13 protein-coding genes are annotated in these 12,815 nt (G+C 72.5%); 6 read left to right on the top strand and 7 right to left on the bottom strand.

The window, feature by feature from the left end:
* Positions 1–25: 25 nt before the first annotated feature.
* Both Q1K26_RS14425 and Q1K26_RS14420 read left to right on the top strand, forming a co-directional pair.
* Positions 26–886 carry an A/G-specific adenine glycosylase gene (locus Q1K26_RS14425; protein ID WP_300012124.1) on the top strand — a complete coding sequence of 287 codons (861 nt, stop codon included), beginning with the start codon at positions 26–28 and terminating at the stop codon, positions 884–886.
* Positions 887–979: 93 nt separating this feature from the next.
* A complete protein-coding gene (locus Q1K26_RS14420) occupies positions 980–1,435 on the top strand; it encodes a 2'-5' RNA ligase family protein (RefSeq protein WP_300012030.1) in 456 nt (151 codons plus the stop codon).
* Positions 1,436–1,454: 19 nt separating this feature from the next.
* Here the strand turns inward: Q1K26_RS14420 and Q1K26_RS14415 are convergent, their stop codons facing one another.
* Positions 1,455–2,246, bottom strand: a complete 792-nt coding sequence (locus tag Q1K26_RS14415; protein WP_300012027.1) for an alpha/beta hydrolase — start codon at positions 2,244–2,246, stop codon at positions 1,455–1,457.
* A 19-nt stretch (positions 2,247–2,265) separates the two neighbouring features.
* Here Q1K26_RS14415 and Q1K26_RS14410 point away from each other — a divergent pair, with 19 nt between their 5' ends.
* Positions 2,266–2,574 (top strand): antibiotic biosynthesis monooxygenase, encoded by a 309-nt coding sequence (locus tag Q1K26_RS14410; RefSeq protein ID WP_300012023.1) that lies wholly within the window; start codon positions 2,266–2,268, stop codon positions 2,572–2,574.
* Positions 2,575–2,657: 83 nt separating this feature from the next.
* Entirely contained in the window at positions 2,658–3,398 is a 741-nt protein-coding gene (locus tag Q1K26_RS14405) for a Sir2 family NAD-dependent protein deacetylase (RefSeq protein WP_300012020.1), read from the top strand.
* A gap of 55 nt (positions 3,399–3,453) precedes the next feature.
* Here Q1K26_RS14405 and Q1K26_RS14400 read toward each other — a convergent pair whose 3' ends face one another.
* From Q1K26_RS14400 to Q1K26_RS14390, 3 genes are all read right to left on the bottom strand, one after another.
* Positions 3,454–4,047 carry a cysteine hydrolase family protein gene (locus Q1K26_RS14400; protein ID WP_300012017.1) on the bottom strand — a complete coding sequence of 198 codons (594 nt, stop codon included), beginning with the start codon at positions 4,045–4,047 and terminating at the stop codon, positions 3,454–3,456.
* Between the two features lie 68 nt (positions 4,048–4,115).
* On the bottom strand, positions 4,116–4,493 hold the full coding sequence (locus Q1K26_RS14395; protein ID WP_300012014.1) for a DUF779 domain-containing protein: 378 nt from the start codon (positions 4,491–4,493) through the stop codon (positions 4,116–4,118).
* Positions 4,493–6,016, bottom strand: a complete 1,524-nt coding sequence (locus Q1K26_RS14390) for an aldehyde dehydrogenase family protein (protein ID WP_300012011.1) — start codon at positions 6,014–6,016, stop codon at positions 4,493–4,495. The genes Q1K26_RS14395 and Q1K26_RS14390 overlap by 1 nt, the downstream gene beginning before the upstream one ends.
* Positions 6,017–6,181: 165 nt before the next feature.
* Between Q1K26_RS14390 and Q1K26_RS14385 the strand changes: the two genes are divergently transcribed.
* Complete coding sequence (locus tag Q1K26_RS14385) at positions 6,182–7,639, top strand: GAF domain-containing protein (RefSeq protein ID WP_300012009.1); 1,458 nt, start codon at positions 6,182–6,184, stop codon at positions 7,637–7,639.
* Here Q1K26_RS14385 and Q1K26_RS14380 read toward each other — a convergent pair.
* Entirely contained in the window at positions 7,626–8,324 is a 699-nt protein-coding gene (locus Q1K26_RS14380) for an alpha/beta hydrolase (RefSeq protein ID WP_300012007.1), read from the bottom strand. The genes Q1K26_RS14385 and Q1K26_RS14380 overlap by 14 nt on opposite strands.
* 60 nt (positions 8,325–8,384) lie before the next feature.
* Here Q1K26_RS14380 and Q1K26_RS14375 point away from each other — a divergent pair, with 60 nt between their 5' ends.
* Entirely contained in the window at positions 8,385–9,029 is a 645-nt protein-coding gene (locus Q1K26_RS14375; RefSeq protein WP_300012005.1) for a helix-turn-helix domain-containing protein, read from the top strand.
* Here Q1K26_RS14375 and Q1K26_RS14370 read toward each other — a convergent pair.
* Positions 9,015–10,013 carry a YihY/virulence factor BrkB family protein gene (locus Q1K26_RS14370; RefSeq protein ID WP_300012002.1) on the bottom strand — a complete coding sequence of 333 codons (999 nt, stop codon included), beginning with the start codon at positions 10,011–10,013 and terminating at the stop codon, positions 9,015–9,017. The two genes, Q1K26_RS14375 and Q1K26_RS14370, sit on opposite strands and share 15 nt — an antisense overlap.
* Before the next feature lie 137 nt (positions 10,014–10,150).
* Entirely contained in the window at positions 10,151–12,694 is a 2,544-nt protein-coding gene (locus tag Q1K26_RS14365; RefSeq protein WP_300011999.1) for an ATP-dependent Clp protease ATP-binding subunit, read from the bottom strand.
* Positions 12,695–12,815 lie beyond the last annotated feature (121 nt).

Below are 12,815 nucleotides of genomic sequence, written 5' to 3'. Positions count from 1 at the left end.
CGTGGCACGATCCCGTGTCGTGTCACTGCCCGACCGCGTCCTCGAGTGGTTCCGCGCCGAGGCCCGGGATCTCCCGTGGCGCCGTCCCGGCACCACCGCGTGGGGGGTCCTGGTCAGCGAGTTCATGCTGCAGCAGACGCCCGTGGCCCGGGTCGAGCCGGTCTGGGTCGCGTGGATGGCGCGCTGGCCCACCCCGTCCGCGCTCGCCGCGGCTCCCCGGGCCGAGGTGCTGCGGGCGTGGGGCAAGCTCGGCTATCCGCGCCGCGCGGTGCGGCTGCACGAGACCGCGGCCGCCATCGCCGGGTCGCACGACGACACCGTGCCCGCCGACGTGCACGTCCTGGAGTCGCTGCCCGGCATCGGTTCCTACACCGCCCGCGCCGTGGTCGCCTTCGGGTACGGGCTGCGGGCGCCCGTCGTCGACACCAACGTCCGACGGGTCGTGGCGCGGGCGGTGCACGGGGCCGGGGACGCCGGCCCGGCCCGCACCGCGACTGACCTCGCCGACGTCGACGCGCTCCTCCCGGCCGACGACGGCACGGCCGCGGAGACCTCCGCCGGGCTGATGGAGCTGGGCGCGGTGGTCTGCACCGCCCGCGCCCCGCGCTGCGGTGCCTGCCCGGCCCGGGAGGTGTGCGCGTGGCAGGCGGCCGGCCGGCCCGCCTACGCCGGACCCCGCCGCCCGGTGCAGGGTTTCGCGGGCACCGACCGGCAGGTCCGCGGGAAGCTGATGGACGTGCTGCGCGCGGCGGACGAGCCGGTGTCGCGGGGCGCGCTGGACGCGGTATGGGCCGACGCGGCGCAGCGGGACCGCTGCCTGCTGACCCTGCTGGAGGACGGCCTCGCCGAGCAGCACGCCGACGGCCGCTTCGCCCTGCCGGCTTGACGGACCTCCCGCGACGGGTGTCCCGCTCGTCGCATAGGTTCGGACGGATGTCCCACCCGTCGGGTGGGACCGCTCGGCGGGAGGGAGCCGCGCGTGGCCCAGACCGTGCGGTTCCGGCTCGATCCGGACGCCGTCGCCGCGCTCCGGGCGCTGCGGGCGCGGCTGCCCCGCCACCTTGCAGCGGCCGACGAGCCGGGCGTCACCGTCGCCGGCGCCGCGGCCGTGCCACCCGCCGCCCGCGACGCCCTCGCCGCCGAGGTACGGCTGCTGGCCCTGCCGTCGATCTGGCTCGCGACGCTCGGCACGGTCGCGGGCCGCCCGGACCAGCTGGTGCTGGCCGCCGTCGTCGACTCCGAGCTGCTCGCGGTGCACGCGGCCGTCCACGACGCGCTGGCCGGTCGGGCGCGGGCACCGGTGGCGGCCTATTTCCCCGGCGCCTGGCTCCCGCACTGCGTCATCGCCACCGAGCGCCCGGCGGAGGCGTTCGCGGCGCTGCACCCCGTGGAGCCGGTCCGGGCCCGGGTGGTCGGCGTCGAGGTGTCGGGCTGAGGGGTCGGGAGGCGCCGGGTCAGGAGCCCGGGACGCCCACGAAGGGCTCGACCGCGCGCCGGTAGGCGCCGGGCGCCGCGGCGTGCACCAGGTGACCGGTACCCGGGATGCGGACGTGCCGCCCGGCGGGCAGGCGCGCGGCCATGGCGGCCATCTGCCCGGGCGGCGCCACGCTCTGCTCGGCCTCCACGAGCAACGCCGGGCACCGGACGTCGTCGAGGAGTGCACCGAAGTCGCGTGCGGCCCACTCGGCCGCGATCTGCGTGGCGTGCTCGACCGAGGCGAGGAGGTGGTAGCCGTCGGCCCGCTCCTCGACGCACCCGGCCATGTACTCGCCGAACTCCGGGCGCGGCCACCCGAAGGTCGCGCGCACCTCGGCGAGCGACCCGAACACCGCGGGCAGCGCGCCGAACCAGGCGCGGGCGTCCGCGGCGCTGTGCCCGCGGAAGTCCACGCCCATGTCCTCGACGACCAGGGCCCGTACCAGCTCCGGATGCCGGGCGGCGAGCGCGATGCCGTGCAGCCCGCCCATCGAGTGCCCGATCACCGTCGCGCGCCCCAGTGCCTCCAGGGCCCCCGCGGCGTCGGTGACCATCCGCTCGACCGTCCACGGCCCGGCCGCCCCGGAGCCGCCGTGCCCGCGGGCGTCCAGGCCGACGACCCGTCCGTGCGTGGTGAGCCAGCGCGCCACCGCGCACCACGTGCTCGCGCGGCCCATCAGCCCGTGCAGCAGCAGGATCGGGGGGCCGTCGCCGCCGAACTCCACGACCGCGAGCTCGATGCCGTCATCGGCCCGCACCGTCCGTCGCACGCAAGCTAGCCTAACCCGCATGGCCGTCGTGAAGATCAACGCAATCGAGGTCCCCGAGGGTGCCGGCCCGGAGCTGGAACGCCGGTTCGCGGGGCGTCTGGGCGCGGTCGACAGCGCACCGGGGTTCATCTCCTACGAGCTGCTGCGCCCGGTCGCCGGGGAGACCCGCTACTTCGTGATGACGCACTGGGAGGACGACGAGTCGTTCCGGGCCTGGATGGCGGGCTCCGGGATGGCCGCGCACGCGGGCGAGCGGGCCAAGCCCGTCGGCACCGGATCGTCGGTGCTGGAGTTCGAGGTCGTCCAGCGATCCGTGGCGGGCTCCTGAACGAGCTCGACCCGGCCGCGCTCGATCGCGCCGCCGCCCTGATCCGGGACGCCGGGGCGCTGCTGATCTGCGCCGGAGCCGGGATGGGCGTCGACTCCGGCCTGCCCGACTTCCGCGGGCCGGAGGGCTTCTGGCGTGCCTACCCGCCCTACGCGGCGCTGGGGCTGCGGTTCGAGCAGATCGCCGACCCGGTGCACTTCGGCGACGACCCGCAGCTGGCCTGGGGTTTCTACGGCCACCGCCTCGCTCGCTACCGCGCCACGGTCCCGCACGTCGGGTTCGCGGTGCTGGGCCGCTGGGCGGCGGCGCGACCCACGCGCGTCTTCACGTCCAACGTGGACGGCCAGTTCCAGCGGGCCGGGCTGGCCGGGGTCGCTGAGTGCCACGGCTCGATCCATCACCTGCAGTGCACGGAGGACTGCGGGCAGCCGGTGTGGACCGCCGACGGGATCACCGTCGACGTCGACGAGGTGTCGATGCGCGCCAGCCCGCCGCTGCCGTCCTGCCCCGCCTGCGGGGCGCTCGCGCGGCCCAACATCCTGATGTTCGGCGACGTCGAGTGGTTGCCCGACCGCTCGTCGGTGCAGATGCGGGCCCACCGCGCATGGCTGCGGGAGCACCGTCCGGCGGGGATGGCCGCCGTCGAGATCGGGGCGGGCACGGCGATCCCGACGGTGCGTCGTGAGGCCGAGCTCGCCACGGCCGCGTCGGGCGCGCTGGTGCGCATCAACCCGCGCGAGCCCGACGTGCGCCACGGTCGCGGGATCGGGCTCGCGGCCGGAGCGGTCGCCACCCTGCTGGCGTTGGACGAGCGGCTCAGCTGAGAGCCGGCACGGCCACCGCGCCAGGGTAGGACCGGGCGGCCGTACCGGGAAGCGATCAGTCCGGGATGCCGGCCTGGCTCGCCACGACGACGCCGAACAGGTCGGAGATCGCCGCCAGGCTGCTGGCCTGCAGCGCCGCCGCCGCCACCGGTGTGCCGTCCGTTCCGGGGAGCGTCCGGGTGGCCGTGGCGCCCGCCACCACCGACGGGCTGTGGCCGAGGCTGAACGCGCCGCGCGCGGTGGAGTTGATGCACATGTGGGTCATGAACCCGGCCAGCACCAGGTTGCTGCCGGGGGCGAGCCGGTCGTTCAGGTCCGTGGCGGTGAACGCGTTCGGGAAGTTCTTGACGATCACCGCCTCGCCGTCGCGGGGTGCCACCCGGTCCACGATCGCCCCGATCTCGACGCGCACGTCGTAGGGCGATCCCTCACCGCCGTCGTGCTGGATGTGGATGATCGGGATGCCCGCCGAGCGGGCCCGGTCGAGCAGCGCGGCGGCCTCGTCGACCGCGGGCTGCACGTTCTCCAGCTCCATCACGCCGCGCGTGTAGGTGTTCTGCAGGTCGACCATGACCAGCGTCGAGGCGGCGAGGCTCGCCGGCTGCTCGGGCAGGCCGACCAGGTCGCGCAGCGTAGTGGGCTCGGACATAGTCGTCGTTCCTCTCGTCTGCGGGACACGGCGGGGCCGGACCAGTGTGGTCCGCCCCCGCCGCGGTGTCACACGCCGTTCAGCTCGGCCGACTCCTCGTCGGTGAGCAACCGGGAGCGGATCAGGAACCGGACGCCCTCCGGCGCCTCGACCGAGAACCCGCTGCCGCGGCCGGGCACCACGTCGACGGTGAGGTGGGTGTGGCGCCAGTACGCGAACTGGGACTCCGACATGTGGAACCCGATCGGCGCGTCGAGCCCGTCGACGACCAGGTCGCCGAGATGGACGTCGGATCCGCCGATCGTGAAGTCCCCGGCCGGGTAGCACATGGGTGAGCTGCCGTCGCAGCACCCGCCGGACTGGTGGAACATCAGCGGGCCGTGGATCTCCGTCAGCTTCACGAGGAGATCCGCAGCCGCCGGCGTGAGGACGACCCGCCGCGCCATCAGAAGAAGCCCTGGGCGTTCTGCGAGTAGCTGACCAGCATGTTCTTGGTGTTCTGGTAGTGGTCGAGCATCATCTTGTGGTTCTCCCGACCCACGCCGGACTGCTTGTAGCCGCCGAACGCCGCGTGCGCGGGGTAGGCGTGGTAGTTGTTCACCCATACCCGGCCCGCCTGGATGTCGCGCCCCGCGCGGTAGGCCACGTTGCCGTCGCGCGACCAGACCGCCGCGCCGAGGCCGTACAGCGTGTCGTTGGCGGTCGAGATGGCGTCGTCGTAGTCGGAGAACCGGGCCACCGACACGACCGGACCGAAGATCTCCTCCTGGAAGATCCGCATCGAGTTGTCGCCCTCGAAGACGGTCGGCTGCACGTAGTAGCCGCCGGACAGCGCCCCGCCAAGGTCGGCGCGCTCACCGCCGGTGAGCACCTTCGCGCCCTCCTGCCGGCCGATGTCGACGTAGGACAGGATCTTCTCGAGCTGGTCGTTGGACGCCTGGGCACCCATCATGGTGTCGGTGTCGAGCGGGTCGCCCTGCTTGATCTGCTCGGTGCGCTTCACCGCGTCCTGGAGAAAGTCCGTGTAGATGTCGCCCTGGACGAGCGCGCGCGACGGGCAGGTGCAGACCTCGCCCTGGTTGAGGGCGAACATCGCGAAGCCCTCGAGGCACTTGTCGTAGAAGCTGTCGTTGTGCGCCGCCACGTCGTTGAAGAAGACGTTGGGGCTCTTGCCGCCCAGCTCCAGCGTCACCGGGATCAGGTTCTCGCTCGCGTACTGCATGATCAGCCGGCCGGTGGTGGTCTCCCCGGTGAAGGCGATCTTGCGGATGCGCTTGTTGGCCGCCAGCGGTTTGCCGGCCTCCACGCCGAAGCCGTTGACGATGTTCAGCACGCCCGCCGGCAGCAGGTCCCCGACCAGCTCGTTGAGCACGTGGATCGACGCCGGGGTCTGCTCGGCGGGCTTGAGGACGACGCAGTTGCCCGCGGCCAGTGCGGGGGCGAGCTTCCAGATCGCCATGAGGATCGGGAAGTTCCACGGGATGATCTGCCCGACGACGCCGAGCGGCTCGTGGAAGTGGTAGGCGATCGTGTCCTTGTCGATCTCGGAGATGCCGCCTTCCTGCGCGCGGATCGCGCCGGCGAAGTACCGCAGGTGGTCGATCGCGAGCGGGATGTCGGCGGCCAGGGTCTCGCGGCAGGCCTTGCCGTTCTCCCAGCTCTCCGCGATGGCGATCATCTCGAGGTTGGCCTCGATGCGATCGGCCATCTTGTTCAGGATGTTGGCGCGCTCGGTGACCGAGGTCCTGCCCCACGCGTCGGCGGCCCCCCACGCGGCGTCGAGCGCGAGCTCGACGTCCTCCGCGGTGCTGCGCGCGACCTCGCAGAAGTTCTCACCGGTCTGGGGCGTGGGGTTCTCGAAGTACTGGCCCCTGACCGGGGCCGAGTACTCCCCGCCGATGAAGTTCTCGTAGCGGGGCTTGAAGCTGACGACACTGCCGGGCTGACCCGGAGCCGCGTACGTGGCCATCTGTGGTCCTTCCACATCGTCTTCGGACAGGTGATGTCGGACACTAGGAAGGTGGGGGTTGCAGACGGGTTGCACGCACATGCGGTGCGTCTAACCTGTCCATACCGCCAGTGCGATTTCAAGTCAGGTTTGCCTGCACTGACTTGATGGCGGACGATGGAGGCCGTGCCGGCCGACGACGAGCTGCGGCGCGCCCGCATCCTCGCGCGGGCGCGGGAGGACGTGCTGTCCGGTGACCGGCCTGCGGCCACACCGCGCGAGATCGTCTCGGAGTCGTGGCGGCGCTCGCTCGCGGCGCGTGTCGACCCGGAGCGAGGCGACCCGCCGCACGTCTACTCCCCGTCGGAGATCGGCGGCATCAGGGGTCGCCACCCGCTGGCGGGAGTGATCCCGGTCCTGCGGGAGACGTTGGTGGCCATCGCCGACGAGGCGATGCACATGATGATCGTGACCGACGCACAGGGGCACATCCTGTGGCGCGAGGGCCAGCGCGACGTACTGCGCCGGGCCGAGGGTGTCGGGCTGGTGGAGGGCACTCGTTGGACCGAGGACAGCATCGGCACCAACGCCATGGGCACCGCGCTCGCCGCCGACCGGGCTGTACAGATCCACTCCGCCGAGCACCTCGTCCGGACCTACCACAGCTGGACGTGCGCGGCCAGCCCGATACACGACCCCGACTCCGGCGAGGTGATCGGCGCCGTCGACGTCACCGGGCCGGTGCGGACGTTCCACCCCACGACGCTCGCGCTCGTCGTCGCCGCGGCCCGGCTGGCCGAGAGCCACCTCGGCGCGCAGCTGGCCGTGCGCAACGAGCGGCTGCTGGCGCGCAACCTGACCCACCTCATCGGTCTGCGCGACGAGCCCGGTGCCCTGCTCACCCCGACGGGGCGGGTGCTCGCCGCCAATCCACCGAACTGGCTGCCCTCGAGGGTCGAGCTGCCCGACGTCGGCGACCGGGTGGCGCTGGGCGACGGCGGCGAGGGCGTGCTGGAGCAGCTGGCCGAGGGATGGCTGATGCGGCTGCACCGCACCGGGTCCCCGCCGCGTCCGGTGCTGTCGCTGCCCTTTCTCGGGACCACCCGCGCGATCGCCTGCCTCGACGGTGGGCCCGTGCGACTGACGCTGCGTCACGCCGAGGTGCTCACCCTGCTCGCCCTGAGACGCGACGGTCTCACCGCCGACGAGCTCGCCGCCGCGCTGCACGGAGACGCGGGCAAGGCCGTCACGGTCCGGGCGGAGATGCACCGCCTGCGGGTCGCACTCGGGGCGGGGATGCTGCGCACGCAGCCCTACCGACTGCGGGCCCGCGTCGACGCCGACTTCGTGTCGGTCCGCGCCGCGCTGGCCGCGGGGCACGTCCGCGACGCCGCCCGCGCCTACCGCGGCCCGCTGCTGCCCCGCTCGGAGGCACCCGGTGTCCGGGAGGAGCGCGAGCTGCTCGCCGCGGCACTGCGCCGCGCGGTGCTCGACAGCCGCGACGTCGAAGCGATGTGGGCGCTGGCCGGGACCGCCGACGGCGCCGACGACCCGGAGCTCTCCCAGCGCCTCCTGCGCGCGCTCCCGGCCTGCGACCCCCGCCGTCCCGTCCTCACCGCACGCCTCACGATCACCGCGCCCTGACCCCGCGGCCGTCCCGGAGTCCCGACTCGCGCGCACGCAGCCCCCGACTCGCGCGCACGCAAGGTGACCGCCGGCCATCTCGTCGGGCTCGATGCCGAGGCGCTCGCGGGCGACGCGGCGCTGGAACCCGACCGGGAAGAAGCGGTCCTCGCGGGGTGGCGAGCACGCGGATGGGGGCCGCGGGCCACCCGTCGGCGGGCCAGGCGTCCACGAGGACCCCTTCCTCCTGCGCGAAGGGGCGCGCGAACGCCTGCGCCGCCACCTCCGGCGGCACGTCGTGGAACATCGTCTCCCGCTGGTCGGGATCCGCTGCGAGGTCCCGGCCGTCCCGCGCGGCGGCGTCGGTGATCGCCGCCTCGAATCCGGTGGTCTCCCACCACTCGCCCGCCGTCTCGCCCGGCATCGGGATCATCGCGTTGACCAGTACCAGCCCGACGGCCTCCAGCGACCGGCAGGCCGGCGGGGCGCTGAACCCGCCCAGGGAATGGCCCACGACGACCACGCCGCGGCGCCCGTCCGCTGCGGCGACCACCGCGTCGACGTAGTCGGTGAGGCGGGCGGAGGGGTCGGCCGCCGGCAGGTCGACGGCGGTCGCCCGATGACCGCGACGCCCGAAGGTTGCGCCACCTGCGCCGGGGACCAGCACGAACTCGTTGGCTGCGGACGCGTGGGCGACCCGCGTCATCGATCGCATGCTACTAAATTAGAAGTAACTAGTCCTGATAAGCAAGCTACTGTTGCGGGCATGCGGAGCTACGACGATCCCTGCGGCGTCGCGCGAGCGCTGGACGCCGTCGGTGAGCGCTGGTGCTTGCTGGTGGTGCGCGACCTGCTGCTCGGGCCGAAGCGCTTCACCGATCTCGCCGCCGGGCTGCCGGGGATGAGCCAGAACGTCCTCGTGCAGCGGTTGCGCGACCTGGAGGGCCGCGGCCTCGTGCACCGCCGGGTCCTCGGACCGCCGTCCGGGGCCCGGGTCTACGAGCTCACCGGTGCCGGGTACGAGCTGGAGGACGTGCTGGTCGCGCTGGCCCGCTGGGGCAGCCGGGCCCCGCTCGTGCCGCGCGCCGCGCTCACCGCCGACGCGCTCGCCCTCGCCCTGAGCACCACCTTCGACGTCGCGGCGGCCGGCGACCTGCGGGCCACGGTGGCCCTGCATCTGGGCGCGGACCGGCTGGTAGCCGAGGTCGCCGGGGGACGCTTCCGGATCTCCCGACGCGAGACCTCCGACCCCGATGCCGTGCTCACCGTCGACGCCGGCACGCTGCAGGGGATCGTGTTCGGCGGAGCGGAGCTGCCCGCCGCGGCCGTACGCGGCGACCGGAGACTGGCGGAGCGCTTCGTGCGGCTCTTCCCGCGCCCCCGACCGCGCGCGGTGTCAGCGGGCGGGTGAGCCCGGGTGCTCGTCGAGCTGGTCGGGGATGCCGTCGTCGTCGCTGTCGAGCAGCAGCGGATCGGGTATCCCGGCCCGCACGGCCTCCAGCTGCGCGGCCAGCGCGATGCCGGCGAGCAGGGCGATGCCGGTGAGGTTGGCCCAGATCAGCAGGGCCATGACGGCGGTGAGCGGGCCGTAGGTCTCGTCGAACCCGGCCGCGGCCACGACGTAGAGGGCGAGCAGCCCGGACCCGGCGAGCCAGGCGAGCACGGTCACGCTCGCCCCGACCGCGAGCCAGCTCAGCTTCGGCTGGCGCCGCCGCGGGGCGAAGCGGAACAGCATCGTGACGGCGACGACGAGGGCGGCGAGGCCGATCGGCCAGCGCACGACGTCCCAGACGGTCTCGGCGGCGTCGCCCCAGTCGTACACCTCCTCCAGAGCCTCCCCGAACGGCTCGCCGGCCACGATCAGCAGCAGCCCGACGGCCATCGCGACGCCTGCGGAGGCCGTCAGCAGCGCGGCGCGCCCGTACTTGCGCAGGACCGGGCGGTCGCGCTTGGTGCCGTAGATCCGGTTGATGCCGCGCTCGAGCTGCGCGAACGCCGACGTGGCGGCCAGGAAGGCGGTGACCAATCCGAGCACCAGCACGACCTCGCCACGCTCGCTGCCCTCCTCGTCGGCGTCGATCACGTCGGCGAGCAACGCGTCGCTGCTGCCGGGTGAGATCGCCACGACGGTGCGCGCCACGACCTCGGCGATCGACTCGGCGCCGAGCGAGGTGGCCAACCCCGCCCCGGCGATGACGAGCGGCACGGCGGCGAGCGCGAGCTGCAGGCCGAAGGCCCGCGCGTGGCTGAACCCGTCGCCGTAGCGGAACCGGACGAAGGCGGTGGCGAACAGGGGCCCGAGATGGATGCGGCGAACCGTGTGCCAGGCGTCGTCGGCGGAGAGCTCCTCGCCCGACATCAGTTCCGTCTCCGGGACGGCCCGCACCGAGCTCACGGGAAGGAATGTAGCCGCACGGGGCCCTGAGAGCCCGACTCGCGCGCACGCAGGGCCCGACTCGCGGGGTGGGATACGGCGAACGGCCCGCCGGGACCGGGGTCCGGGCGGGCCGTTCGGGTCGTGCCTGGGCGTGGTTACTCGTCGCCCGACTTCGCCAGGTCGACCGGCGGGGAGTCGGGGACCGTGACGGGCTTGGGCTCACCGCGGAAGGTGAACACGGCCTTGTCGTCGGCGTTCCTGGACTCGGCCGCGTCCGGGTCGATCCCCTCGACGTCGACGACCACGATCTGGCCGGACTCGATCTCCCCGAACAGGATCTTCTCGGAGAGCTGGTCCTCGATCTCGCGCTGGATGGTGCGGCGCAGCGGCCGCGCTCCCAGCACCGGGTCCCACCCGCGGCGGGCCAGCAGGCCCTTCGCGGCTGGGGTGAGCTCGATGGCCATGTCCTTGTTGGCCAGCGCAGCCTCCACGCGGGTGATCATCAGGTCCACCATCGTGACGATCTGCTCCTGGGTGAGCTGGTGGAACACCACGACGTCGTCGATGCGGTTGAGGAACTCCGGGCGGAAGTGCTTCTTCAGCTCGTCGTTGACCTTGTTCTTCATCCGCTCGTAGTTCGACTGCTCGTCGTTGCCCTGGGCGAACCCGAGACCGACCGCCTTCGAGATGTCCTGGGTGCCCAGGTTCGAGGTGAAGATGATGACGGTGTTCTTGAAGTCCACCGTGCGGCCCTGGCCGTCGGTGAGGCGACCGTCCTCCAGCACCTGCAGGAGCGTGTTGTAGATCTCCTGGTGCGCCTTCTCGATCTCGTCGAACAGCACCACCGAGAACGGCTTGCGACGCACCTTCTCCGTGAGCTGGCCGCCCTCCTCGTAGCCCACGTACCCGGGAGGGGCACCGAACAGCCGCGAGGCGGTGTAGCGGTCGTGGAACTCGCCCATGTCGATCTGGATGAGCGCGTCGTCCTCGCCGAACAGGAAGTTGGCGAGCGCCTTGGACAGCTCCGTCTTCCCGACGCCGGACGGGCCGGCGAAGATGAACGAGCCGGACGGGCGCTTGGGGTCCTTCAGGCCGGCACGCGTGCGGCGGATCGCCTTCGCGACCGACTTGACGGCCTCCTCCTGCCCGATGATCCGCTTGTGGAGCTCGTCCTCCATCTTGAGCAGACGGGTCGTCTCCTCCTCGGTCAGCTTGAAGACCGGGATACCCGTCCAGTTCGCCAGGACCTCGGCGATCTGCTCCTCGTCGACCTCGGCGACGACGTCGAGGTCGCCGGACTTCCACTGCTTCTCCCGCTCGCCCTTCTGGCTGAGCAGTGTCTTCTCCGAGTCGCGCAGGTGCGCGGCCCGCTCGAAGTCCTGCGCGTCGATCGCGGACTCCTTGTCCCGACGCACGTTCGCGATCTTCTCGTCGAACTCGCGCAGGTCCGGCGGCGCGGTCATCCGGCGGATGCGCATCCGGGCGCCGGCCTCGTCGATCAGGTCGATCGCCTTGTCCGGGAGGTACCGGTCGGAGATGTAGCGGTCGGCCAGCGTGGCCGCCGCGACCAGCGCGTTGTCGGTGATGGTGACCCGGTGGTGCGACTCGTACCGGTCGCGCAGGCCCTTGAGGATCTCGATCGAGTGCGTGACCGTCGGCTCGCCCACCTGGATCGGCTGGAAGCGGCGCTCCAGCGCCGGGTCCTTCTCGACGTACTTGCGGTACTCGTCGAGCGTGGTGGCGCCGACGGTCTGCAGCTCGCCACGGGCCAGCATCGGCTTGAGGATGCTGGCGGCGTCGATCGCGCCCTCGGCGGCACCCGCACCCACCAGGGTGTGGATCTCGTCGATGAACAGGATGATGTCGCCGCGCGTGCGGATCTCCTTGAGCACCTTCTTGAGACGCTCCTCGAAGTCACCGCGGTAGCGGGACCCGGCGACCAGCGAACCCAGGTCGAGCGTGTAGAGCTGCTTGTCCTTGAGCGTCTCGGGCACCTCGCCCTTGACGATGTCCTGGGCCAGGCCCTCGACCACGGCGGTCTTGCCGACGCCGGGCTCGCCGATCAGGACGGGGTTGTTCTTGGTCCTCCGGGAGAGGACCTGCATGACCCGCTCGATCTCCTTCTCCCGGCCGATGACCGGGTCCAGCTTGCCCTCGCGGGCCTGCTGGGTGAGGTTGCGACCGAATTGGTCGAGCACCAGCGACGAGCTGGGGGTGCCCTCGCCGCGGCCACCGGAGGTGCCCTCGGCGGGCTCCTTGCCCTGGTAGCCCGACAGCAGCTGCAGGACCTGCTGGCGGACGCGGTTGAGATCCGCCCCCAGCTTGACCAGCACCTGCGCCGCGACGCCCTCGCCCTCGCGGATCAGGCCGAGCAGGATGTGCTCGGTGCCGATGTAGTTGTGACCGAGCTGGAGCGCCTCGCGGAGGGACAGCTCCAGCACCTTCTTGGCCCGCGGCGTGAACGGGATGTGCCCGCTCGGTGCCTGCTGGCCCTGGCCGATGATCTCCTCGACCTGCTGTCGGACGCCCTCCAGGGCGATCCCGAGGGACTCCAGGGCCTTCGCGGCCACGCCCTCGCCCTCGTGGATGAGGCCGAGGAGGATGTGCTCGGTGCCGATGTAGTTGTGGTTGAGCATCCGGGCCTCTTCTTGGGCCAGGACGACAACACGCCTTGCTCGGTCGGTGAACCTCTCGAACATTCGCTCTCCTCGCCTACTGCGCCATGCTGCGCCGTGCTGACGCGCGCGCCTGCGCCCAGTACCGCCTACGCCTGCCCGTACCACTGTATCGGGCGTTCGGGGGTGGGCGCCTGTAGTGCGC

The organism is Pseudonocardia sp. (assembly GCF_029263155.1).
Lineage (GTDB): Bacteria > Actinomycetota > Actinomycetes > Mycobacteriales > Pseudonocardiaceae > Pseudonocardia.
The sequence above is the reverse complement of the archived record's forward strand: the minus strand, read 5'-3'. Positions and strand labels throughout refer to the sequence as shown.